The organism is Halospina sp. K52047b (assembly GCF_008709855.1).
Lineage (GTDB): Bacteria > Pseudomonadota > Gammaproteobacteria > Pseudomonadales > Oleiphilaceae > Halospina > Halospina utahensis_B.
Map to the genome: position 1 here is coordinate 134,405 of NZ_VYJH01000007.1, position 23,742 is coordinate 158,146.

At 64.0% G+C, this 23,742-nt stretch carries 19 protein-coding genes; 11 read left to right on the forward strand and 8 right to left on the reverse strand.

Annotation, left to right across the window (positions count from 1 at the left end):
* Positions 1–474, reverse strand: a complete 474-nt coding sequence (gene rsd / locus F3089_RS10450) for a sigma D regulator (RefSeq protein ID WP_151440797.1) — start codon at positions 472–474, stop codon at positions 1–3.
* A 101-nt stretch (positions 475–575) separates the two neighbouring features.
* A complete protein-coding gene (locus F3089_RS10455) occupies positions 576–1,085 on the reverse strand; it encodes a disulfide bond formation protein B (RefSeq protein ID WP_151440749.1) in 510 nt (169 codons plus the stop codon).
* Positions 1,086–1,186: 101 nt separating this feature from the next.
* Between F3089_RS10455 and F3089_RS10460 the strand changes: the two genes are divergently transcribed.
* The gene (locus tag F3089_RS10460) at positions 1,187–1,672 is read left to right on the forward strand and encodes a flagellar basal body-associated FliL family protein (protein ID WP_151440750.1); all 486 of its coding nucleotides are present in this window, start codon (positions 1,187–1,189) and stop codon (positions 1,670–1,672) included.
* Here F3089_RS10460 and rmf read toward each other — a convergent pair.
* Genes rmf through F3089_RS10475 form a run of 3 tightly spaced genes read right to left on the reverse strand, consistent with a single transcriptional unit; the run spans position 1,567 to position 5,883 of the window.
* Positions 1,567–1,926 (reverse strand): ribosome modulation factor, encoded by a 360-nt coding sequence (gene rmf / locus F3089_RS16260; protein ID WP_502707336.1) that lies wholly within the window; start codon positions 1,924–1,926, stop codon positions 1,567–1,569. The two genes, F3089_RS10460 and rmf, sit on opposite strands and share 106 nt — an antisense overlap.
* A 56-nt stretch (positions 1,927–1,982) precedes the next feature.
* Positions 1,983–3,521 (reverse strand): glutamate--cysteine ligase, encoded by a 1,539-nt coding sequence (gene gshA / locus F3089_RS10470; RefSeq protein ID WP_151440752.1) that lies wholly within the window; start codon positions 3,519–3,521, stop codon positions 1,983–1,985.
* Positions 3,522–3,534: 13 nt separating this feature from the next.
* Positions 3,535–5,883, reverse strand: coding sequence for a Tex family protein (locus F3089_RS10475; protein ID WP_151440753.1), 2,349 nt, complete (start codon positions 5,881–5,883; stop codon positions 3,535–3,537).
* Between the two features lie 275 nt (positions 5,884–6,158).
* On the opposite strand from F3089_RS10475, the gene F3089_RS10480 reads away from it, so the two are divergent.
* From F3089_RS10480 to pstB, 5 genes are all read left to right on the forward strand, one after another.
* Positions 6,159–7,196: a porin gene (locus tag F3089_RS10480; RefSeq protein WP_192497342.1), complete on the forward strand. Its 1,038-nt coding sequence runs from the start codon at positions 6,159–6,161 to the stop codon at positions 7,194–7,196.
* Positions 7,197–7,353: 157 nt separating this feature from the next.
* Positions 7,354–8,370, forward strand: coding sequence for a substrate-binding domain-containing protein (locus F3089_RS10485; protein ID WP_151440755.1), 1,017 nt, complete (start codon positions 7,354–7,356; stop codon positions 8,368–8,370).
* Positions 8,371–8,443: 73 nt separating this feature from the next.
* Positions 8,444–9,694: a phosphate ABC transporter permease subunit PstC gene (gene pstC, locus F3089_RS10490; RefSeq protein ID WP_151440756.1), complete on the forward strand. Its 1,251-nt coding sequence runs from the start codon at positions 8,444–8,446 to the stop codon at positions 9,692–9,694.
* A gap of 10 nt (positions 9,695–9,704) precedes the next feature.
* On the forward strand, positions 9,705–10,916 hold the full coding sequence (gene pstA / locus F3089_RS10495; protein WP_192497343.1) for a phosphate ABC transporter permease PstA: 1,212 nt from the start codon (positions 9,705–9,707) through the stop codon (positions 10,914–10,916).
* 17 nt (positions 10,917–10,933) lie between these two features.
* A complete protein-coding gene (pstB, locus tag F3089_RS10500) occupies positions 10,934–11,800 on the forward strand; it encodes a phosphate ABC transporter ATP-binding protein PstB (RefSeq protein WP_151440757.1) in 867 nt (288 codons plus the stop codon).
* A 17-nt stretch (positions 11,801–11,817) separates the two neighbouring features.
* On the opposite strand, the gene F3089_RS10505 is transcribed toward pstB, so the two are convergent.
* The gene (locus tag F3089_RS10505; RefSeq protein ID WP_151440758.1) at positions 11,818–12,105 is read right to left on the reverse strand and encodes a PAAR domain-containing protein; all 288 of its coding nucleotides are present in this window, start codon (positions 12,103–12,105) and stop codon (positions 11,818–11,820) included.
* A 115-nt stretch (positions 12,106–12,220) separates the two neighbouring features.
* Here F3089_RS10505 and rep point away from each other — a divergent pair, with 115 nt between their 5' ends.
* Positions 12,221–14,236, forward strand: coding sequence for a DNA helicase Rep (rep, locus tag F3089_RS10510; protein WP_151440759.1), 2,016 nt, complete (start codon positions 12,221–12,223; stop codon positions 14,234–14,236).
* On the opposite strand, the gene narL is transcribed toward rep, so the two are convergent.
* Entirely contained in the window at positions 14,231–14,905 is a 675-nt protein-coding gene (narL, locus tag F3089_RS10515) for a two-component system response regulator NarL (RefSeq protein ID WP_151440760.1), read from the reverse strand. The two genes, rep and narL, sit on opposite strands and share 6 nt — an antisense overlap.
* Positions 14,906–14,940: 35 nt before the next feature.
* Positions 14,941–16,773, reverse strand: coding sequence for a type IV pili methyl-accepting chemotaxis transducer N-terminal domain-containing protein (locus F3089_RS10520; protein WP_151440761.1), 1,833 nt, complete (start codon positions 16,771–16,773; stop codon positions 14,941–14,943).
* A 171-nt stretch (positions 16,774–16,944) separates the two neighbouring features.
* Between F3089_RS10520 and F3089_RS10525 the strand changes: the two genes are divergently transcribed.
* The 4 genes from F3089_RS10525 (at position 16,945) to narJ (ending at position 23,728) form a co-directional block, all read left to right on the forward strand.
* Positions 16,945–17,526 (forward strand): MFS transporter, encoded by a 582-nt coding sequence (locus F3089_RS10525; RefSeq protein ID WP_151440762.1) that lies wholly within the window; start codon positions 16,945–16,947, stop codon positions 17,524–17,526.
* A gap of 155 nt (positions 17,527–17,681) precedes the next feature.
* Positions 17,682–21,431 carry a nitrate reductase subunit alpha gene (locus F3089_RS10530; RefSeq protein ID WP_151440763.1) on the forward strand — a complete coding sequence of 1,250 codons (3,750 nt, stop codon included), beginning with the start codon at positions 17,682–17,684 and terminating at the stop codon, positions 21,429–21,431.
* A 1-nt stretch (position 21,432) separates the two neighbouring features.
* Complete coding sequence (narH, locus tag F3089_RS10535; RefSeq protein ID WP_151440764.1) at positions 21,433–22,986, forward strand: nitrate reductase subunit beta; 1,554 nt, start codon at positions 21,433–21,435, stop codon at positions 22,984–22,986.
* 7 nt (positions 22,987–22,993) lie between these two features.
* Entirely contained in the window at positions 22,994–23,728 is a 735-nt protein-coding gene (gene narJ / locus F3089_RS10540; RefSeq protein ID WP_192497344.1) for a nitrate reductase molybdenum cofactor assembly chaperone, read from the forward strand.
* The last annotated feature ends 14 nt before the right edge of the window (positions 23,729–23,742 follow it).

The following is a 23,742-nucleotide window of genomic DNA, read 5'->3' on the forward strand; positions in this document are numbered from 1 at the left end:
TCAGGCCACCTGGTCGGCATGCGCGTTATGGAGGTTCTCGATCAGCAGATCCTCCAGCTCGAAACGCTCCTCCATGATCTCACCCAGGCGTGAGACGCGGGCGTACATGGCGCGCATGTCCTCCTCGTTCTTCTCGCTCACCTCAAGCAGGTCGTTGAAGGCCAGCATCTCCTGGGTGGTCTTGCTGATCTTCGGGTAGACCCGGTTGGCCACCTCGATACCACCATCATCGAACTCACGGGCCTCGTTCATGAGCTGCTCGTAGACCTCGAAATGGCCGGCGGAGACATAGTCCAGAAGCTGCTCACAGAGGGATGACAGTTGTTCGTAAAGCGGCTCGGTCTGGCTGAAATCCGGGCTGTTGCTGAGCCCGCAGTACTGCACAATCAGCCGCTGGCGCGCCTGCAGCCAACGGTCAACCAGCTCTGTGACGCCGCCCCAGCGCTCCCGGGCATTCCGGCAGTCTTCCAGCATAATCCCCTCCATCATCGGATCAGGTGTTTCCGGAAACCCTGTCAGGTTCCCTTGCTGTTGTTCTTCTCCACCATGTGCGCTTTCAAATTACCGGAACATCATCAGTCCAGCAACCCATGCCGCCGGCCGGCGCCAACCACCAGCAGGCCGACGCCCGCCAGTGCGGCAAGCGCGAACAGCACAAAGCTCCACCCCGGAATGCTCAGGCCCAGGAACTGCCACTGGATCTCCGCGCAGCTGCCATCGCCCTCCAGTGCCATCCGGATCACTTCCGTGAGCGGGAAGGTCTCACGCAGGTAGTCATAACCCGGGCCACAGGGCGGCACCTGATCCGCAGGCAGGTTCTGGAGCCAGAGCTGGCGGCCGGCCAGCCCTCCGCCGGCCAGAGCCGGGATCACCATGAGGCCACCGCCCAGGCGCACGCCCCAGCCAGAGGGGCCGATCAGGGCCGCCAGCAGCGCCACCAGCCCCACGCCCACGAACGCCATGCGCTGGAGCATGCACAGCGGGCAGGGTTCAAGGCCCATCATGTGCTCCATGTAAAGCGCCACCCCCAGCACCGCCACACAGGCCAGCGCAATCAGGGAGAAAACAATCCGGTTGAATCGCATGCCTACTCCTGTGACCGTTTCTCCTGGCCGGGTGCACAAGCGCCCCCGGCCGCCTACAATGGGGTGTAAGTTATCACCCACAATCACGGACAGCATCCTTCATGCGTCAATTCACGGTATTACTTCTGGCTCTCGCCGCGCCGCTCGCGCTCGCTGCGGGTGGCGGAGGGAGTGACGGACCGCCATCCACCTACCTGGAACTGTCTCCCGCCTTTGTGGTCAATATCGGGGATGCGGATGAGGCGGGCAGCTACGCCAAGGCGGAGGTGACGCTGCGCTTCCATGACGCGAAAGCCCGTGAAAAGGCTGAAGCGCATACGCCCTGGCTGCGCCATGAGGTGGTGATGCTGATGAGTGGCCGCTCCGTGGATGAGCTGCGCAGTGCTGAGGGCCAGGAGACACTGCGCTCGGATATCCGCAGGGCGGTAAGCAAGCGGCTCGTCAGTGAGCTCCCGGAACTGGAACAGGCCTCAGGGCAGGATCAGGCTGACAGCGAAGAGAACAACGGGTCCAGCGGGGATGAGGCATCGCCCTCCGGCCCGGTGCGGGAAGTGCTGCTGCCCGATTTCATCGTGCAGTCCAGGTGACCGTCCTCCCAGCCCGCCTCCCAGGCGGCGCGGATCACGTCCGTCCAGTAAGGGCAGCGTGACGGCTCCATGTGAATGGACGCCGCCATGTAGCCATGCTCATAGGCTTTGTTCAGCGACTCCAGGTCCCAGCCCAGCTCCCCATTCCTGGCCATGACCCTGTTCCTCCGGATGCGGTTTTTTGGCCCCGGTAACGGTGCGTTACCCTGTGTAAAAGACGGTAACAGTCGCCATACTGTCCAACAACTGGACATGCCGGGACTGTGCGCCACTGCCGCCCGCGGTGCGGACGGAGTTCACAGGGCGGCCCTCATTCCGCCAGATAGCGGGCCAGAAAGGTCTCGAAATCCTCACTCTCGGAATCTTCCACCGCCTTCTGGTCGGCCAGTGACTGGCGGGCCAGTTCCGCCAGGTGCGCATCCCAACCGTCAGTGGCCCTGTCACGCACCTGCGCCTGCTGGGCGGTGGCCGTAGCCAGCCCCCAGTCCACCAGCTCGCGGCCATCACCCAGCTCACTGAGCAGACGGCCCGAGGGTGTCTGGGCGGGGTCGTCCAGCCGGGCGCGCATGGTGGCAAGAACGGCCTGGTAGCGTTCAGCGCCCGGCAGCACCGCCGCCAGCTCCGCCATGCGGTCCAGGATCCGGTGCCCTGCCTGCGCCAGCGGCTCCGCGCCGGCGCCGAAACAGAACCGCGCACCCGGATCACGCCCGTGTCGGACCACGTCCTGGAAGGCGTTATCCAGGCTGTCGCATTCGTTATCGTCAATCAGCGGGCTGTCGCTGACCAGGCAGTGCAGCAGGAACAGGTCCATGAAATCCAGCTGGTCCTCGCTTACCCCCACCGCGGAGAACGGATCAAGGTCGAGGCAGCGCACCTCCACGTATTCCACACCCCTTTCCTGCAGGGCATGCAGCGGTTTTTCGCCGGATTCGGTGGTGCGCTTGGGGCGGATGGCGCTGTAGTACTCGTTCTCGATCTGCAGCACGCTGTCGTTGATCTGGATGCGTTCGCCATCCCGGAAGAGGCCGATTTCCTGGTAAGGCGGCCAGGTGGTGTGGATGGCGTTGTCCAGGGTGTCGGTGTAGGTCTCGAGCCGGTTGAAGCAGATGTCCAGCGAGGACTGGGCTTGGTTGTTGTAGCCCAGGTCACTCATGCGCAGCGAAGTGGCGCCCTGCTGGAAGAGCGTGCGGTCACCGAGCGGTGCCAGGCCGGAGCGGCTGCCGTTCATGAAGCTGGTGTCCAGCGCCGGCGAAGCGCCGAAAAGGTACATCAGCAGCCAACTCTGGCGGCGGAAGTTGCGGATCAGCCAGAAGTACTGCTGGGTGCGGAAGTCCGCCAGCGAGCCCGGATCGCCGAGCTGCTGCTGCCACTGCCGCCAGAAAGCGTCGGGCAAAGAAAAGTTGTAATGGGTGCCCGCAATGCTCTGCATGATGCGCCCGTAACGCCAGGCCAGACCACGGCGATAGACGGTCTTGAGCATGCCGATGTTGGAGGTGCCGTAATGCGCAATGGGAATGCTCTGCTCACCATCCAGGCGACAGGGCATGCTCAGGGGCCAGAGCGTCTCGTCGCCCAGGTGGCGGTGAACATAGGCATGGATGCCCTCGATGGCGGCCATCAGCTCACTGGTGGATTCACACACAGGGGTGACCAGTTCCAGCAGGGACTCGGAATAGTCCGTGGTAATCGCCGGGTTGGTGAGGGCGGAACCCAGGGCTTCCGGGTGCGGCGTCCGGGCGATGGCGCCCTCGGAATCCACCCGCAGCCCCTCTTTCTCCAGCCCCTTGCGGAATCCCGGCCAGTCACCGCCGGCGATCGACTCCAGGGCCCTGAAACGGCGTTCCCCCATGCAATACTCCCGTTTAATGCTGTTTGTCGGACTGGCGGGCGCGGGCAAAGGCATCCGCCATGGCGCCACCGGCTTCCGGCTTCTTCGGTTTCGACCCGCGACCGCCGGAGCTGTTACGCGGCCCTTTCCCGGCAGGTTCACCCTTACCGGCATTTTTCGGCTTGGCGCTGCCCTGGGTGGCCTGCCCGGGCTCATCGCCCATGCGCATGGTCAGCTCAATGCGCTTGCGGTCCCGGTCCACGGACAGCACCTTCACGGTCACCACATCCCCGGCGCGGACCACATCCCGCGGGTCCTTCACGAACTCGTTGGACAGCGCGGAGATGTGCACCAGCCCGTCCTGGTGGACGCCGATGTCCACGAAGGCCCCGAAGTGGGTCACGTTGGTGACATTGCCCTCAAGCTTCATGCCGGGTTCCAGATCCGCCAGCGTCTCCACGCCCTCGCGGAACTGTGCGTATTCGAATTCCGGGCGCGGATCCCGGCCGGGCTTTTCCAGCTCCTTCAGGATGTCGCGGACCGTGGGTTCACCAAAGCGCTCATCCGCGAGTCTGGCAGGGTCCTGGGCCCGGGTGAATGCGTGATCACCGATAATCGCACCCAGGGAACGCCCCTCCTTCTTCGCCAGGGCCTCGACGAACCCATAGGCCTCCGGGTGCACGGCCGAGGCGTCCAGCGGGTTCTCTCCGTCCATGATGCGCAGGAAGCCGGCGGCCTGTTCGAAGGTCTTTTCCCCCAGCCGGCTGACCTCCATCAGTTCCCGGCGGCTGCGGAACATGCCCTTCTGTTCCCGGTGGCGGATGATGTTCTCGGCAATGCCAGTGTTCAGCCCGGCCACCCGCGTCAGCAGCGGCACGGACGCGGTGTTGAGATCCACACCCACGGCATTCACACAGTCCTCGATCACGGCATCCAGGGTGCGCGCCAGCTGCACCTGGGAGACATCGTGCTGGTACTGGCCCACGCCGATGGACTTGGGCTCGATCTTGACCAGCTCCGCGAGCGGGTCCTGGAGGCGCCTGGCAATGGAGACGGCGCCCCGGATGGTCACGTCCAGGTCCGGCAGCTCCCTGGAGGCGTACTCGGAGGCCGAATACACGGAAGCCCCGGCCTCGTTGACCATGACCCGGGTCACGCCCAGCTCCGGGTAACGCTTGATGAGATCCCCTACCAGCCGGTCTGTCTCCCGGGAGGCGGTGCCGTTGCCAATGGCGATCAGGCCGACCCCGTGCTGGCGGCACCAGCCGGCGAGCTGCTCGATGGACTGGTCCCACTGGTTCCTGGGCGCGTGCGGATGAATGCCCCCCTGGTCGAGAAAGCGGCCGGTGCCGTCCACGATCGCCACCTTCACGCCGGTACGCAGCCCCGGATCCAGGCCGATCGTCGCGGTCTTGCCGGCGGGCGCGGCCATGAGCAGGTCCTTGAGGTTGCTGGCAAAGACCTGGATGGCCTCGGATTCCGCCCGCTCGCGCAGGCTGCCCATGAGGTCGGTTTCCAGATGGGTGCTCAGCTTGACCCGCCAGGTCCAGCGCACCACCTCGCCCAGCCAGCGGTCGGCGGGGCGGCCTTCGTTGCGGATACCCCAGTGCGAGGCGATCATGCCATCGGCCGGATGCGGCGCGCGGCTGTCCGCCTCGGGGTCGCCCACTTCGATGCTGTACTGCAGAACGCCCTCGTTGCGGCCCCGGAAGATGGCCAGGGCGCGGTGCGAGGGCACCTTCTTCAGGGGTTCGCTGTGGTCGAAGTAATCGCGGAAACGGGCACCCTCTTCCTCTTTCCCATTGACCACCTGCACCCGAAGCTGGCCGTCCTGCCACAGGAAGTCACGCAGCCGCGCCAGCAGGTCCGCGTCCTCGGCGAAGCGTTCCATCAGGATGTAACGGGCGCCATCCAGTGCCGCCTTCGCATCCTCAATGCCCGCCTCACTGTTGAGGTAGTCGCCGGCCAGCACTTCCGGGTCCTGATTCGGGTCATCAAAAAGCGCATCCGCCAGCGGTTCCAGCCCCGCCTCCCGGGCGATCTGCCCCTTGGTGCGGCGCTTGGGCTTGTACGGCAGGTAGAGGTCCTCCAGCCGACCCTTGGTGTCCGCTTCACTGAGGCTGGCCAGCAGCGCATCGGTCAGCTGGCCCTGCTCCCGGATGGTCTCAATGATGGTGGCGCGCCTGTCCTCCATCTCCCGGCGGTAGCGCAGCCGTTCGTCGAGCTGGCGAAGCTGGCTGTCATCCAGAGAGCCGGTGACTTCCTTGCGGTAACGGGCGATGAAGGGAACCGTGGCACCTTCGTCCAGCAGGGCCACGGTGGCATCCACCTGGCGCCGGCTGATGCCCAGTTCATTGGCAATGGCCTGATTGATTGAGCTCATGGGGAACCGTTTCCGGTGGGTTTGAAGTCCGGTGGCCATTATAGCGATGCGGGCACTCAGGTACAGGTCCCGCGACCCCCTCCGCAAAGGAGGAATTTCTTTCCTCAATGTCACGAAAATGTCATACCCCCTCCATAGACTCGTCGCCAGACGCTCGCGGGAAGCCCGCAGGGCAACGACCTGCTTCCATTAGAAGAACTTGATGGAACCCAATGACAGACTTTCAGGGCTGGATCACACTTAATCTGGCACAACGCAAACCGAAGGAGCATGCCATGACCAGAAAACAACTTCTCTCCGCCGCCATCGCCGCCACCCTGGCCGCACCCAGCGCGCAGGCCCTGGAGTTCACGGCCGATGAAGGCCTCAGCCTGGCGGAGAACACCACCTTCAACCTCTACGGCACCGTGGAGCCCAAGGTGATCTCGGAAAAGAATGGGGACGGGGACGCCTCCACCGAGCTGGATGACGAGGATTCCACTCTCGGCTTTGCCTTCGAGACCCGGGTCAGCAACGCGGTCACCGCCTTTGGTCAGGTCGAGCTGGAATACAGCAGTGATGACAACAGCGGCGGGCTCGACAACCAGGACAGTGCCTTCCTGGGTGTGAAGGGCGACTTCGGCAAGGTCCAGGCCGGCAACTTCGACAGCGTCTACGAGGACCTGATCGTCGACGCCACCGAGGTAGCGGAAGACGCCGAGATCTCCGATGAGGCCTTCGCCGGTGAGAACAACCAGATCGCCTACTACAGCCCGGACTGGAACGGTTTCAGCTTCCGCACCCAGGCTCGGATCCAGGGGCGTGATGAGGGACCAACCAACGAAGACAGCAACGAGGTTGGCCTTTCGATTGCCGGCGGCTACACGGCGGACAACTGGGGGCTGTATGCCGGCTATGACGATCGGAAGGCCGAATCAACCAATACATACAGTGATGGCGAAACAAATATCCCCGGTGGTGAGACTTACGTCGGCGAGAACACCTACGGCGTATCCGGCATCTACGGCATCGGCCAGTTCGAGTTCGGCGCCAAGTACTCCATCCAGGAGAACGTGGATAACGACCCCGCGGGCGACGAAACCACCTTCACCGCTCTGCGCGGCACCTTCAGCCAGGGCCGTACCGAGTACTACGGCGCTGTCCAGCGCGTCTCGCCGGATGACGAGACGACTATAAAGGAACGCGATGAGATCACCCTGGGTGTTTCACACCAGCTCTACGAGCCGCTGAGCATCTGGGCGGAAGCCGGTCAGTACGACCGCGTCGAGGATGAAGGCGACCACGTCATGGTCGGCGCCATCTTCAGCTTCTGAGCCAGCCCTCCGGGAACCGGTCCGGCCCCCAGCCGGGGCGGTTCCCAGACCCGGGTCCGATCCGGACCTTTCTTTCACCGTTGTCATAAAACTGTCACACGACACCCATAGACTCGTCATTGTTGCGGGAAAGTGGGTCAACCTGAGGAGTGCATCCATGAAGACCTGGAAGAAATCCGCCATCGCACTGGCGGCACTGATGAGCGCCAGCACGGTCTCTGTCGCCCAGGAGCGCGACCAGATCCGGATTGTTGGCTCAAGCACGGTCTACCCGTTCGCCAGCTATGTCACGGAGGAATTCGGGGCCACCACGGAATACCCCACCCCAACCATCGAGTCCACGGGCTCCGGCGGCGGCATCCGGCTCTTCTGTGAAGGCGTCGGCGCCGGTACACCGGACATCACCAACGCTTCCCGCCGCATGAAGGTCAGCGAATTCGAGCGCTGCCAGGAGAACGGCGTGGAGGAGATCACGGAAGCGATGATCGGCTCTGACGGCATTGTCTTCGCCCAGAGCGCCGACAACGATGACCTCAACCTCTCCCGTGAGCAGATCCTGCTGGCCGTTGCCGCCGAAGTCCCACAGGATGGCGAGCTGGTCGAGAACCCCTATGACAACTGGAGCGAGATCGACTCCAGCCTCCCGGACCGCGAGATCGAGATCCTCGGCCCGCCGACCACTTCCGGCACACGGGACGCCTTCGAGGAACTGGTCATGGCCGCGGTCAGCGAGGAAGCCGGTTACCCCGAGGAATACACCGATATCCGCTCTGATGGTGCCTACGTGGATTCCGGCGAAAACGACAACCTGATCATCAAGCGCATCCAGGAGAACAAGGCGGCCTTCGGTGTCTTCGGTTACAGCTTCCTGGAAGAGAACCGGGGCAGCGTCAAGGCGGCCAAGGTTGACGGCGTTGAGCCCACCACCGAGAACATCTCGACGGAAGATTACCCGGTGGCCCGGAGCCTCTGGTTCTACATCAAGAAGGCTCATGAAGGCTCGGTTGCACCCGGCATCGACGGCTACGTCAGCCTCTTCATGGATGACCTGATGATCGGCCCGGGTGGCCTGCTGGTGGAAGAAGGCCTGATCCCGCTTCCGGACAAGGCCCGCCAGCAGTGGCAGGAACGCGTCGCTGACCGGGTCAACCTTGAGCGCAGCGATCTCAAGTAATCTCTGAACCCTTCCCGGCTGCGTCCACCCCTGGTGGCCAGCCGGGTTTTTAGCGTATAGAGGGGAGGCAACAGTGAGCGTAGGTGAAACCACGCTGATACTGCTCGCGGGACTGATCCCGCTGGGCTACGCCGGATTCTTCCTGGGTCGCCGCAAGGCACTGAACACCCAGGCCGAAGGGATCCGGCTTCATTCAAGACCCCAGCAATACGGCTGGTATTCCGTGGTGTCCATGGCGGTGCCGGCCATCGGGGTCGCCTTTGTTGCCTCGCTGCTCAATCTTCTCGGCTGGATTGCCCTGCCATCGGAACTGGTGCTGGCCATGACGCTGGTTACCGCGGCGGCCGGTTTCGGTTTCGGCCTGAGGGCAATCCAGCCCAGCCTCCGCGCGCGCATCAAGCTCGACAACCTGATGCGCTGGCTGCTGCTGAGCGCGGCCCTGATCTCCATCATGACCACCATTGCCATCGTGCTGTCGGTCATCTTCGAGGCCATGCGTTTCTTCCGCGAGGTGAGCGTCTGGGAGTTCATCACGGGAACCGTCTGGGACCCGGGCGACTCCTTCCTGGAAGCTGCCGGCCGTGGTGACGAAATCAGCGAGGGCGGTGGCGGCGTGTTCGGCTCGGTGCCACTGTTCGCGGGCACCTTCATGGTCACCGGCATTGCCATGGCGGTGGCGCTGCCCATCGGGCTGCTGTCGGCCATTTTCATGTCCGAGTACGCCTCCCTGAAGACCCGGGGCGTGGTCAAGCCGATCCTTGAGATCCTCGCCGGCATCCCAACCGTGGTCTACGGCTTCTTTGCCGCCGTCACCGTCACGCCCATCATTGTGGATATTGCCGGTTACTTCGGGCTGGACGCCTCCTACAGCAACATCCTCTCGCCCGGCATCGTCATGGGCATCATGATCATCCCCTTCATCTCGTCACTGTCGGATGACGTCATCAACAGCATTCCCCAGAGCCTGCGCGAGGGCGCTTTCGCCCTGGGCACGACACGTTCCGAGACCATCCGCAACGTGGTGGTGCCGGCAGCGCTGCCCGGGGTGATCTCGGCGTTCCTGCTGGGCGTCTCACGGGCGCTGGGCGAGACCATGATCGTGGTGATGGCCGCGGGCGTACGCCCGAACCTGACCTGGAACCCCCTCGAGGACATGACGACGGTGACCGTGAACATCGTCTACTCCCTGACCGGGGACCAGTCCTTCGACAGCCCCCAGACGCTCTCCGCGTTCGCACTGGGGCTGGTGCTGTTCATTGTGACCCTGACGCTGAACATCATCTCCACGGTGATGGTGCGGCGTTTCAAGCAACAATACGACTGAGCGAACCGACATGAGCACGCGCAAACTGACCGGCTCCGCCAACGACCCCCGCATCCGCCGCCGCTACCGCGCCGAGCGGCGCTTCAAGGCCTACTGCATTGGTGCGGTCACCATCGCCTTCGCGATCATCGTGGCGTTTTTCACTGACATCATCAGCCAGGGCTACACCGCCTTCTGGCAGCATCAGGTCAAGGTCACGCTGGAGTACAACGAGCGCTCGGAACGCCTGGGCCAGTTCGCACTGGACGGTGACATGCGCGAGGTCGCCTCACGCGGCGCCACCCGCTCGATTCCGCGCGCCATCGACCGTAATCCCGACCTGCTCGGGACCACGGAAGAGACATGGGTGCCTGTGAAGGCCGAGATCGACCAGTATCTCAAGCACGGCCGCAACGTTTCCCCCGCCGTGAAGGAACAGGGGGGCGCCCCGGACCTCCCGGACAAGCTGGAGGAGCAGGTCAATGCACTGGCTGAGGAAGGGCGCATCCAGAGCACCTTCAATACGCGCTTCTTCACCTCGGGGGACTCCAAGCTGCCGGAGCTGGCCGGTATCTTCTCGGCGGCCGTGGGCACACTCTATGTGCTGGGCATCACCCTGCTGTTCGCCTTTCCCATCGGCGTCATGTCCGCTGTCTATCTGGAGGAGTTCGCCCCGGACAACAAGCTGACCCAGACCATTGAGGTCAATATCAACAACCTGGCGGCGGTGCCGTCGATCATCTTCGGCCTGCTGGGTCTGGCGCTGTTCATCAACTTCTTCGGCGTGCCCCGTTCCTCGGCCCTGGCCGGCGGCCTGACCCTGGGGCTGATGACACTGCCCATCATCATCATCAGCACCCGCGCGGCATTGCGGGCCGTGCCGGACCCCATCCGCCAGGGGGCCTTCGCCATGGGCTGCTCCCGCTGGCAGGTGGTGCGCGACCATGTGCTGCCCTCCTCGCTGCCGGGCATACTGACCGGCACCATCATCGGCCTGGCACAGGCCATGGGCGAGACGGCGCCGCTGATCATCGTGGGCATGATCGCCTACATCCCGGAGGCTCCCTCCGGCATCTTTGAAGCCGCCACCGTGCTCCCGGCACAGGTCTTCACCTGGGCCTCGGAACCCCAGCAGGCCTATGTGGAGAAAACCGCCGCCGGCATCATGGTTCTGCTGGCGGTGCTGCTGACCCTCAACGCCACGGCCGTCTTTCTGCGGCGCAAATTCGAGCGCCGCTGGTAGCGCTATACGAGGTGCGTATGTACTCTGAAGCCACAACCGAATCCCCAGAAACCACGGAATCAGTAACCTCTATGACCGGGCAGACCGACACCAGTGCCCCGGCCCAGACGGCCGGCACTGCCGAGAAGAACGTCAAGGTAAAGGCCGAGAATGTGAACCTGTGGTATGACAGGACCCAGGCACTGCATGACCTCAACCTCAATATCCACGAAAACGAGGTGACGGCTCTGATCGGCCCGTCCGGCTGCGGCAAGAGTTCCTTCCTGCGCTGCCTCAACCGCATGAACGACCTGATCCCGAGTGTCCGGATCGAAGGTCAGATCACGCTGGACGGCGAGGACATCTACCACCCCGACGTGGACGTGGTGCAGCTGCGCAGCAACGTGGGCATGGTCTTCCAGAAGCCGAACCCCTTCCCCAAGAGCATCTACGAGAACATCGCCTACGCTCCGCGGCTGCACGGCATCGTGAACGGCCGCCGGGATCTGGACGAACTGGTGGAGCACTCGCTCAAGCGCGCAGGGCTGTGGCGGGAGGTTTCGGACCGGCTGCAGACACCGGGTACTGCCCTTTCGGGCGGCCAGCAGCAGCGCCTGTGCATCGCACGGGCCATTGCCGTGAACCCGGAAGTCATCCTGATGGACGAGCCAGCCTCCTCACTGGACCCGCTGGCCACGGCCACCATCGAGGAGCTGATCGACGAACTGAAGGACCGCTACACCATCGCCATCGTCACCCACAACCTCCAGCAGGCCGCCCGGGTGGCCGGCTACACCGCCTTCTTCCACATGGGCGAGATCGTGGAGTTCAACGACACGGACACCCTGTTCACCAATCCGCGTGAGCAGAAGACCGAGGACTACATCACCGGCCGGTACGGCTGAACCGGCAAAGCCGCGTCTCAGCCAATCAGCACGGTCGGGTTGCCGACCACCAGCTTGCCGCCGTGGGCCGTTGCGCAGCCCAGGGTGGCGGCCGGTCTGCCATTGATGAAGACGGTCGGCGAGCCCTCGCTGACCGTATCCGGAGGTCCCACACAGACGGCCTTATCCCCCTGACGCACGGCCGGACGGCCACCGATCAGAACATTCGGTGAACCCTGCACGGCAGGGCCGCCCACGTGGGGTTTGGGACCATCAAACTGGGGACAGGTGTGAAAATCGCCGAGAGTGGCGGCTGGCTTGCCCATGAACGTCTCCCTGTTCCTGATTACTGGGTGAGAGAGATTTAACCACTCGATCCAGCCCCGATCAAGCCATGCCGTCTCAATGCTACAATGCCTCTCCAATCAGGAGGACAGCCCCGTGGCCGATCTCAACCCCCGCCAACGCGAAGCCGTTAAGTACCTGGACGGGCCGCTGCTGGTGCTCGCAGGCGCCGGCAGCGGCAAGACCAGCGTGATCACGCGCAAGATCGCCCACCTGATCGAATACGCCGGCTACCCCGGGCGCCACATTGCCGCCGTGACCTTCACCAACAAGGCGGCGCGGGAGATGAAGGAACGCGTCAGCAAACTGGTGGACCGGCGGGCGGCCCGCGGGCTGACCGTGGCCACCTTCCACAACCTGGGGCTGACGATCCTGCGCGAGGAGCACGACGCGGTGGGTTACCACCCCGGCTTCTCCATCTTCGATGCCGAGGACGCCCGCAACCTGCTGCGCGACCTGCTCGCCGAACATGCCCCGGATACCGGGCTCGAGGTCGGCGACCTGCAGACCACGATCTCGAACTGGAAGAACGCCATGCTGCTGCCGGACCAGGCGCTGAGCCGGGCCAATGACGCCCACGAGGAGCGCTTTGCGGTCATCTATCAGCATTACGCGGACTACCTGAAGGCCTACAACGCCCTGGATTTCGACGACCTGATCCTGCTGCCCGTACTGCTGTTCCGCAACCACGAAGAGGTGCTCCAGAAGTGGCAGCGTCGCATCCGCTACCTCCTGGTGGACGAGTACCAGGACACCAACCTGAGCCAGTACGAACTGGTGCGCCTGCTGGTGGGCCACCGCCAGGGCCTGACGGTGGTGGGCGACGACGACCAGTCCATCTACGCCTGGCGCGGCGCGCGGCCGGAGAACCTGGCCCAGCTCAAGGAGGACTTCCCCTCGCTGAAGATCGTCAAGCTGGAGCAGAACTACCGCTCCATGCGCCGTATTCTGAGCACCGCCAACACCGTCATCGCCAACAACCCCCACGTCTTCGACAAGGCCCTGTGGAGCGAGCTGGGCGTGGGCGACCCCATCCGCGTGCTGCGCTGCCGCAACGAGGAGGGGGAAGCCGAACGCATCGCCTCCGAGATCCTGGACCAGCGCCTGCGGAGCCGGTCGGAATACAGGGATTTCGCCGTTCTGTACCGGGGCAACCACCAGTCGAAACTGCTGGAGATCAAGCTCCAGGCCTACCAGATCCCCTACAAGATCTCCGGAGGTACCTCGTTCTTTGCCCGCAACGAGATCAAGGACGCCATGGCGTACCTGCGCCTGCTCACCAACCCGGATGACGACGTCGCCTTCCTGCGTGTGGTCAACGTGCCCCGCCGCGAGATCGGCCCACGCACCCTGGAGCAGCTCACCGGCTATGCCCGCCAGCGTCAGATGAGCCTGGTCCGCGCCCTGGATGAAGTCGGCGCCGACAGCCACATCCAGGCCCGTGCGCTGGAGAAACTGCGGCGCTTCACGCACTTCCTGCACGACGTCCGCCAGCAGCTTGAAAGCGGCGACGACACCCTGGGCGTGATCCGCCGGATGTTCACGGAAGTGGAATACGAGGAATGGCTGCACCAGAACGCCTCCAGCGCCAAGCAGGCCCAGAAGCGCATGGAGAACGTCTGGTACCTGCTGGACTCCATCGAGCAGATGGAGCCGAACGAGGACGACGGCGAGACGGAGCAGACACTGGAGGAGGCCGTCAGCCGCCTGGTGCTGCGTGACATCCTGGACCGCCAGGAGGAAGAGGACGACAGCGACCGGGTCCAGCTCATGACCCTGCACGCCTCCAAGGGCCTGGAGTTCCCGAATGTCTTCATCATGGGGCTGGAGGAGGAGCTTCTGCCGCACCGCAGCAGCATCGAGTCGGAAACCATCGAGGAGGAGCGGCGGCTGATGTACGTGGGCATCACCCGCGCCCAGCGCTGCCTGACCCTGACCTACGCCGGCCAGCGCAAGCAGTACGGTGAGGTCATCGAGCCCATTCCCAGCCGCTTCCTGGATGAGATGCCGGATGAGCACGTGGAGCGCGAGGGCAGCTCGGACAGGGACCCCGACGCCAACCAGCGCCGGGGCCGCGCCACCCTCTCGGCGCTTATGGACGACCTCTCATGAGTTTTCCGCGTAGCCCTCATGGACCGCCCAGACGGCGGCCTCCACCCGGGAGCGCAGCCCGAGCTTCTTGAGCAGGTGCTTGACGTGCACCTTGACGGTACCCTCGCTGATGTCCAGTCGCCGGGCCACCATCTTGTTCGAGAGCCCTTCCGCAATGTGGCGCAGGATGTCCTTCTCCCTCGGGGTCAGACTGGCGTAGTCCGGTCCCTCCGCCTCCGGCGTGTGCTGATGACGCAGGGCGTCGGCCAGCAGGGTCGTGAGCCGGTCGCTGATCACCAGCTTGCCCACGGCTGCCTGATGCAGCCGGCTCATCAGGTCCTCGGGCTCCATGTCCTTGAGCAGGTAACCATCAGCGCCCGCGCGCAACGCCGCGACCACGTCATCCTCCGCATCCGAGACGGTGAAGATCACGATGCGGCCGGGAAAACCATCATCACGCAGCTTGCGCAGCGTCTCATGACCATCCGTGCCCGGCATGTTCAGGTCCAGAAGAATCAGGTCCGGATCCAATTCCCCGGCAAGGCGGATGCCCTCTTGGGCATTGCTGGCTTCCCCCGCCAGGGTCATGCTGTCCTCCATGTCCAGGAGCTGAGTAATGCCCCGGCGCAGCAGGGGGTGGTCATCAATCAGCAGAATCCGCGCCGGCGTTTTTTCGTCTGTCTGGGTCATAACATCATCCCGTTACTGGTCACTCATCAAGGGGATCAGGAAGCCTGGATCAGGCCGGAGTTGTTCTGGGGAATCATCAGGCGCACCTCGGCGCCGCCCTCTTCCCTGTTGCGCATACTGAGCTCACCACCCAGTGTCTGGCTGCGATCACGCATGATCACGATGCCGTAATGGCTCGGCGGCACCCCTCCGTCGGGCAGGCCCACGCCATTGTCCCGCACCACCACCCGCAACGAACCATTACGCTGGTAAACGCGCACCGAGGCCTCGGTAGCCTGGGCGTGCTTGAGCACATTGGCCAGTGCCTCGCGCACGATCTGGAGCACATGGATCTCCTCGTTCGGCGAGAACATCCGGGGCGGCATGTCGTACTCCAGTGACACCGGATAGCCCAGCCGGTCACTGAACTCCTGGACCGTGCGGTGGAGGGCCTCTTCCAGGCCCGGTGAATCGAACTGCAGGCGGAAGGTGGTCAGCAGTTCACGCAGCTGACGGTAGCCATTGTTCAGCCCGTTGCGCAGCTCCTGGATCACCTCCTCCTCGCGGGCATCCACCTCGCGATCGGACTCCTGCTGCAGCTTCTGCAGGCGCGCCACCTGCATCTTGAGATAGGACAGCGACTGCGCCAGCGAATCATGCAGCTCACGGGCGATCACGGTTCGTTCCTCCATCAGGGTCAGCCGCTGCTGCTCCGTCATCCGGCGGTTCAGGTAGACGGCAGTACCGAGCTGGTCCGCCAGGGTCTCCAGAAGCTGGCGTTCGTGATGCTCAAGGGTCCGGTCACGCTCATACCAGACCTCCAGGGTTCCCACCAGGTCATCCCCGGTGCGCACCGGCAGAAGCAGCCGCTTGCGGTGTTCCTCGGGCTGGTCCTCGAACGTATGGCAACCCGTCAGGCAGGCGTCGCAGTTGAAGGAACGGCAGTGTTCCGGACGTGCCTGGGCGAAGGTGGTAACCGCCTCAAACGAGGACTCGTTCTCCTGCTCATGCAGATAGAGGCTGACCGGGCCAATGTCCAGCAGCCCTTCCAGCTGCTGCAGCAACGGCACCGACCCCTCGCACAGGTCCGAGGAACCGTAGAGCGAGCGGCTGGCGCTGTGCAGAAGCTGCAGCGCACGGTGACTGCGCTCCAGTTCTTCGGTGCGCGCCGCCGCCTGTGATTCCAGGTCCGCGTAGCGCCGGGAGAGGGATTCGCTCATCTGGTCGAAGGTCCGGCCCAGCACGGCCAGCTCATCCTGCCCACGGAAGCCGGTACGCTGAGTGAAATCCTGCCGCGCCGCCGCCCTCGCCATGGCCAGAAGCCGGTTCAGGGGCTCCACCACGCGCCGGCGCACGTCCAGGAACAGTACTACCACCACAGCCAGGGTCAGGATCAGGGAGAGCACCTGGACCATGCCCAGAAGCGCAATACGCGACTCGGCGCGTGCTTCCAGCGCCGTCACCAGCGCATCCACCTCCTCAATGAAGGCGGTGGTCCCGCGCAGAGGCAGAAGCGTGGCGGTTCCCCCGAGTGTTTCCGAGTAGACCGGCCGGATCAGGGCCAGCCAGGTCAGCCGCACATGCTGGTACTGGTCCGTCACCGGATGTGCCAGCCCCGGCATGGCACTGTTGAGAAGGGGGCTTTCAAGGCGGGCGGTGATCTGCTGCATCTGCTCCTGAATTCGCTCCGGCGCGGCATCAGCCTCCCCCAGGGTCACCAGGCGCTGGAGTTCCATACGCACCAGTCCGGAATGGTTGATGGCGGCGGCGTCGCCCCGGGCACTGGCGGAAATTGCCAGCGAAACCCCGATATTGATCAGTGCCAGTATCACAACGGCCGCCAGGGCCACTCCGATACGGGCAATCAGCGAATCCCTGAAAAGGCGCATCTGGTTCTCAGCAAGCGTGTAGGACTGGGCGTATATCGAAAGTAATAGACATGTTACACCAATTCAACAGCAGCTACCCCTAATGACCTTTTGACCAGCATGACGGTTGCGCAGACACTCAAACTACTGAAACCACAATGCTCGCCCATCATGCATGAGGTCCCATATCCAATGCAGCCCGCAGACAAGAACTGGAACCTCTCCAGTTCCCTGCCGCTGGCCACGCTGGTACTGGCGCTGGCGGCAGGCAGCTGGGGCGTTTTCGGCGCACTCGTAACCCTGGTGTCCCAGACTTTTGGGTTCACCAGCACCCAGTTCAGCTTCATCCTGCTGGCCCCGGCAGCCATCGGCATCCCGCTGCTGTGGCCGTTCTACCGCTGGGCCGTCCATGCCGCCAGACCCGGCACCGTGCTGCTGCTGGCCTTTCTGGCACTGATCCCGGCCCTAGCCGGCCTGGCATTGGCAACCCAGTTCAGCCACCTGCTTCTGGTGGGCGCGGGGCTCGGCGTGGTTCCAGGCTGCTTCGCCACGGGCGTGGTCTATCTGCACAGGCTGACCCGGCTCCCCTGCCCCGCGCTCACAGCCGGGCTTCTGGTTCTGTGTGCCCTGGGAGTCGCCTTCGCCTATGCCTCCACCCCCCTGATCACGGACGCCTTCGGCTGGCGCTTCACCCCCCTGATGAGCATCGGCCTGATCGTCATCGCCGCCGGCCTCCTGGCTACCCTTGGCGAATCCACTGAAACCCGCGTGTAATCCTTTCCTATCCCTTGGGGGGTAGACCCCGGTTATCTCGTGGTATCCATGCAGACCTGATACTTCTTTTTGACCAGAATAGGGCCCATCAGCCTGAGCATTGAGAAAGCTCAACGTTTGGGCAGCGCGGACAGGGCAAACCTGAGGAGATCAAGATGAGTAACTTTCTGGACCGACTGACGTTCTTCAAGCGCCAGAGGGAACCCTTCGCCGACGGCCACGGCGTAAGCGTGGACGAGGACCGGCGCTGGGAGGACGGCTACCGTTCCCGCTGGCAGCACGACAAGGTGGTGCGTTCCACCCATGGTGTTAACTGCACCGGCTCATGCTCCTGGAAGATCTATGTGAAGAACGGCCTGGTCACCTGGGAGACCCAGCAGACCGACTACCCGCGCACACGCCCGGGCCTGCCCAACCACGAACCACGCGGCTGCGCCCGGGGCGCCAGTTTCTCCTGGTACATCTACTCCGCCAACCGCCTGAAGTACCCCATGGTGCGCCGCCACCTGGTGGAGCTCTGGCGGGATGCGAAGAAGCAGCACAGTGACCCGGTGGAAGCCTGGGCGTCCATCGTTCAGGACCCACAGAAGGCCCAGTCCTACAAGTCCCGCCGTGGCCTGGGTGGTTTCGTTCGCGCCGACTGGACGGAAGTGCAGGAAATCATCGCCGCCGCCAACGTCTACACCGCGCGCGACTACGGCCCGGACCGGATCATCGGCTTCTCCCCGATCCCGGCCATGTCCATGGTTTCCTACGCCGCCGGCACCCGTTACCTGTCGCTGATCGGCGGCGTCTGCATGAGCTTCTACGACTGGTACTGCGACCTGCCCCCCGCCTCGCCCCAGACCTGGGGTGAGCAGACGGACGTGCCCGAGTCCGCGGACTGGTTCAACTCCACCTTCCTCATGATGTGGGGCTCCAACGTGCCGCAGACGCGCACCCCGGACGCCCACTACATGACCGAAGCCCGCTACCGGGGCACCAAGACCGTCACCGTGACCCCGGACTACTCCGAGGCCTCCAAGTTCGGCGACATCTGGCTCAACCCCAAGCAGGGCACCGACTCCGCCCTGGCCATGGCACTGGGTCACGTCATCCTCAAGGAATGGCACGTTGAGGGTAAGAGCGACTACTTCGACGACTACGTGCGCCGCTACACCGACCTGCCCTACCTGGTCCTGCTGGACGAAGAGAACGGCAACACCGTCCCCGGCCGCTTCCTGCGCGCCTCGGATCTCGCGGATGATCTTGGCGAGCAGGACAACGCCGACTGGAAGACCATCTCCTGGGACGAGAACAGCGGTAGCCTGGTCGCCCCCACCGGCTCCATCGGCTTCCGATGGACCGAGACCAAGGGCAAGTGGAACCTGGAGCAGAAGACCGGCGACGGGAAGGACATCCACCTGCGCCTGAGTCACATCGACAGTTCAGATGACGTCACCAACGTAGCCTTCCCCTACTTCGGGGGCGGCGGCAACCCGCACTTCTCCCACACCAGCCATGACCCGGTGCAGCAGCGTCGCGTTCCGATCCGCACCATCACCCTGGCCGACGGCAGCACCGCCCGCGTAGCCAGCGTATTCGACCTGATGGTGGCCAACTACGGCATTGACCGGGGTCTGGGCGGCGACCACGTGGCCAGCACCTATGACGACGACGTGCCCTACACCCCGGCCTGGCAGGAAGCCATCACCGGCGTGCCGCGCGAGAAGGTCATCACCGTGGCGCGGCAGTTCGCCGAGAACGCCCACAAGACCCAGGGCAAGTCCATGATCATCATCGGTGCCGCCATGAACCACTGGTACCACATGGACATGAACTACCGGGGCGTCATCAAGATGCTGATGATGTGCGGCTGTGTCGGCGTTTCCGGCGGCGGCTGGGCCCACTACGTCGGCCAGGAGAAGCTGCGGCCGCAGACCGGCTGGGCGCCGGTGGCGTTCGCGATGGACTGGCACCGTCCGCCACGCCACATGAACTCCACCTCCTTCTTCTACGCCCACACCAGCCAGTGGCGCCACGAGACAGTGAAGATGGATGAGATCCTGTCACCGCTGGTCAACGCGGATGACTGGAACGGCTCCATGATCGACTACAACGTGCGCGCCGAGCGCATGGGGTGGCTCCCGTCCGCGCCCCAGCTCTCGCGCAACCCGCTGCAGGTCGCCCGCGAGGCCAAGGAAGCGGGCATGGAGATCAAGGACTACATTGTGCAGTCCCTGAAGGACGGCAGCCTGCAGTTCGCCTGCGAGGATCCGGACAACCCGGCCAACTTCCCGCGCAACATGTTCGTCTGGCGCTCCAACCTGCTGGGCTCCTCGGGCAAGGGCCACGAGTACTTCCTCAAGTACCTGCTCGGCACCGAGAACGGCCTGCAGGGCAAGGACCTGGACAGCATCCCCAACGCGGAGAAGCCGGAAGAAGTGCAGTGGCGCGACGCGGCTACCGGCAAGCTGGACCTGCTGACCACACTGGACTTCCGCATGTCCACTACCTGCATGTACTCGGACATCGTGCTGCCGACCGCGACCTGGTACGAGAAGCACGACATGAACACCTCCGACATGCACCCCTTCATCCACCCGCTGACCGCGGCCGTGGACCCGGCCTGGGAATCACGTTCGGACTGGGACATCTACAAGGGCATCGCGAAGAAGTTCTCGGAGCTGTGCCAGGGCCACCTCGGTGAGGAAACCGACGTGACCACCCTGCCGCACATCCACGACACCCCGGCGGAAATGGCCCAGCCCAAGGACGTGAAGGACTGGAAGAAGGGCGAGTGCGACGCCATTCCGGGCAAGACCATGCCCAACATGGTGCCGGTGGAGCGCAACTACCCCGAGACCTACAACCGCTTCACCGCGCTTGGCCCGCTCATGGACAACGTGGGCAACGGCGGCAAGGGGATCACCTGGAAGACCAACGACGAGGTGGAATTCCTGGGCGATCTCAACGGCCGGGTCACCGAGGATGTGAGCACCAAGGGGCGTCCGAAGATCCGCACCGCCATCAACGCCTGCGAGACCATCCTGAGCCTGGCGCCTGAGACCAACGGTCACGTGGCGGTGCGCTCCTGGGACGCGCTGAGCGTCCAGACCGGCCGCGAGCACGCGCACCTGGCCCGCCACCATGAAGGCGAAACCATCCGCTTCAATGACATCGTGGCCCAGCCGCGCAAGATCATCTCCTCGCCCACCTGGTCCGGCATCGAGTCCGAGAAGGTGAGCTACAACGCCGGCTGGACCAACATCAACGAGCTGATCCCCTGGCGGACCATTACCGGGCGCCAGCAGTTCTACCAGGATCACCTCTGGATGCGCGCCTTCGGCGAGACCCTGTGCGTGTACAAGCCACCGATCGATATGAAGACGATCGACCCGATCATGAACAAGAAGGGCAACGGCAATACCGAGATCGTGCTCAACTTCATCACCCCGCACCAGAAGTGGGGCATCCACAGCACCTACACGGACAACCTGCTGATGCTCACGCTCTCGCGGGGCGGCCCGATCGTGTGGATGAGCGAGACCGACGCGGCCAAGGCCGGGATTGAGGACAACGACTGGATCGAGGCCTTCAACGTCAACGGCGCCATCACGGCGCGGGCGGTGGTCAGCCAGCGGGTGCCCGAGGGCATGTCGATGATGTACCACGCCCAGGAGAAGATCGTGAACACGCCCGGATCCGAGATCACCGGCAACCGGGGCGGCATTCACAACTCGGTAACCAGGGCGGTGCTCAAGCCGACACACATGATCGGCGGCTACGCCCAGCAGAGCTACTTCTTCAACTACCACGGAACCGTCGGTTCCAACCGCGACGAGTTCATCGTCATCCGGAAGATGAGCAACATCGACTGGATGGACGAGGAATCGGGCGATGCCATGCGGACAGAGGGGGCATGACATGAGGATACGCGCACAGATCGGCAAGGTGCTGAACCTGGACAAGTGCATCGGGTGCCACACCTGCTCGGTGACCTGCAAGAACGTCTGGACCTCCCGCGAGGGCATGGAATACGCCTGGTTCAACAACGTTGAGACCAAGCCCGGCGTGGGCTACCCCAAGGAATGGGAGAACCAGGAGCGTTGGAAGGGCGGCTGGAAACGCCTCGACGACGGCAGCATCCAGCCACGCATCGGCGGGCGCTGGCGGGTACTGGCGAACATCTTCGCCAACCCGGACATGCCGGCTATCGACGACTACTACGAGCCCTTCGACTTCGACTACGCCCACCTGCAGCAGGCGGGCGACGCCAAGACCATGCCCACGGCCCGGCCACGCTCGCTGCTGACCGGCAAGCGCATGGAAAAGATCGAATGGGGCCCGAACTGGGAGGAAATCCTGGGCACGGAATTCAAGCACCGCTCGAAGGACTACAACTTCGAGGGCGTGCAGAAGGAGATCTACGGCCAGTTCGAGAACACCTTCATGATGTACCTGCCCCGGCTGTGCGAGCACTGCCTCAACCCGACCTGTGTCGCGTCCTGCCCGAGCGGCGCGATCTACAAGCGGGAAGAGGACGGCATTGTACTGATCGACCAGGACAAGTGCCGCGGCTGGCGCATGTGCGTCTCCGGCTGCCCGTACAAGAAGATCTATTACAACTGGAAGTCCGGCAAATCCGAGAAGTGCACCTTCTGCTACCCGCGCATCGAAGTGGGCCAGCCGACCGTGTGCTCCGAGACCTGCGTGGGCCGGATCCGCTACCTGGGCGTGATGCTCTACGATGCCGACCGCATCGAGGAAGCAGCCAGCACGCCGAACGAGCAGGATCTGTACGAAGCCCAGATGGACGTCTTCCTCAATCCGCACGATCCGGAGATCGAGGCCGAAGCACGGCGCCAGGGCATTCCGGACGACTGGCTGGAAGCCGCCAAGAACTCCCCGGTCTACAAGATGGCCATGGAGTGGAAGGTCGCCTTCCCGCTGCACCCGGAATACCGGACCCTGCCGATGGTGTGGTACGCCCCGCCGCTGTCGCCCATCCAGTCCGCCGCCGAATCCGGCCGTATCGGCTACAACGGCGCCATCCCGGATGTGGACCAGCTGCGCATTCCGGTGCGCTACCTGGCCAACATGCTCACCGCCGGTGAAGAGCAGCCCATCACCCACGCCCTGGAACGGATGCTGGCCATGCGCGCCTTCATGCGCGGACGCAACGTGGATGGCGTTGAGAACACCGAGGTGCTGGAGCGGGTTGGTCTGGACGTGCACACAGTCGAGGAGATGTTCCGCTACATGGCCATCGCCGACTACGAGGACCGCTTCGTGATCCCGACCAACAAGCGCGAATACGCCCACTCCATGTACGACGGCCAGACCGAGCGCGGCGGCTGCGGCTTCAGCTTCGGCAGCGGCTGCAATGCCGGCGGTGGCGAGGACGCCGATGTCTTCGGCGGCAAGCCCAACAACAAGCGCCAGTTCTTCTCCGTTCGCGTTGAGAAGATGGGCAACTGAGGAGATCATGATGAAAACACTGCGCGCTATCGCCCACCTCATGGCCTACCCGACAGGGCCCATGCAGGAAGCCCTGCCGGAGCTGGCCGAGGTCATCCGCGAGGAGTCGCGCCTCACGGGCCAGGCCCGTGACGGACTCCTGGCCCTGATCGACGACCTGGCGGAACGCCCCCTGGGCGAAATCCAGGAGAACTACGTCAGCCTGTTCGACCGCGGCCGGCACCTGTCGCTGCACCTGTTCGAACACGTGCACGGCGAGTCCCGGGACCGCGGCCAGGCCATGGTCGACCTGATGGAACACTACCGCCTCAACGGCTACGAACTGGACGCCAAGGAACTGCCGGACCACATCCCGCTGTTCCTGGAATACCTCTCCACCCAGGACGAAACCGAGATCACCGACATGCTCGGTGACGCCATGCCCGTCATGGTGCTGCTCGGCGCCCGCCTGGAGGAAAAGGAATCCCCCTATGCCGCCCTCTTCCACGCGCTGGAAGCCATCGGCGGCAGCTGCGAACAGGCCCGCGACATGCGGGAACTGGCCGCCAACGAGGGTCCGGACGAATCCATCACCAGGATGGATGAGATCTGGGAAGAGGAACAGGTCACCTTCCTCGGCAATAACGACCCGGCCGGCGGCGGCTGCGGCAACACGAGCCCCGGCCCCGCCACCACACCCACGGACGAGATCCCTGTGCGCTGGGTGGACAACCCCGGCGCCCAGGCCGCCGGCCAACGCTGATTCAGGGGAGAGAC

Coding starts and splice junctions, on each gene's coding strand:
- gshA (WP_151440752.1), bottom strand. CDS start 3,521: ATGGGGGAACGCCGTTTCAGGGCCCTGGAGTCGATCGCCGGCGGTGAC.
- rmf (WP_502707336.1), bottom strand. CDS start 1,926: ATGTCCAGTTGTTGGACAGTATGGCGACTGTTACCGTCTTTTACACAG.
- rsd (WP_151440797.1), bottom strand. CDS start 474: ATGCTGGAAGACTGCCGGAATGCCCGGGAGCGCTGGGGCGGCGTCACA.
- F3089_RS10455 (WP_151440749.1), bottom strand. CDS start 1,085: ATGCGATTCAACCGGATTGTTTTCTCCCTGATTGCGCTGGCCTGTGTG.
- narH (WP_151440764.1), top strand. CDS start 21,433: ATGAGGATACGCGCACAGATCGGCAAGGTGCTGAACCTGGACAAGTGC.
- narJ (WP_192497344.1), top strand. CDS start 22,994: ATGATGAAAACACTGCGCGCTATCGCCCACCTCATGGCCTACCCGACA.
- F3089_RS10530 (WP_151440763.1), top strand. CDS start 17,682: ATGAGTAACTTTCTGGACCGACTGACGTTCTTCAAGCGCCAGAGGGAA.
- pstA (WP_192497343.1), top strand. CDS start 9,705: ATGAGCACGCGCAAACTGACCGGCTCCGCCAACGACCCCCGCATCCGC.
- pstB (WP_151440757.1), top strand. CDS start 10,934: ATGTACTCTGAAGCCACAACCGAATCCCCAGAAACCACGGAATCAGTA.
- F3089_RS10460 (WP_151440750.1), top strand. CDS start 1,187: ATGCGTCAATTCACGGTATTACTTCTGGCTCTCGCCGCGCCGCTCGCG.
- F3089_RS10520 (WP_151440761.1), bottom strand. CDS start 16,773: ATGCGCCTTTTCAGGGATTCGCTGATTGCCCGTATCGGAGTGGCCCTG.
- F3089_RS10480 (WP_192497342.1), top strand. CDS start 6,159: ATGACCAGAAAACAACTTCTCTCCGCCGCCATCGCCGCCACCCTGGCC.
- F3089_RS10485 (WP_151440755.1), top strand. CDS start 7,354: ATGAAGACCTGGAAGAAATCCGCCATCGCACTGGCGGCACTGATGAGC.
- F3089_RS10525 (WP_151440762.1), top strand. CDS start 16,945: ATGCAGCCCGCAGACAAGAACTGGAACCTCTCCAGTTCCCTGCCGCTG.
- narL (WP_151440760.1), bottom strand. CDS start 14,905: ATGACCCAGACAGACGAAAAAACGCCGGCGCGGATTCTGCTGATTGAT.
- F3089_RS10505 (WP_151440758.1), bottom strand. CDS start 12,105: ATGGGCAAGCCAGCCGCCACTCTCGGCGATTTTCACACCTGTCCCCAG.
- F3089_RS10475 (WP_151440753.1), bottom strand. CDS start 5,883: ATGAGCTCAATCAATCAGGCCATTGCCAATGAACTGGGCATCAGCCGG.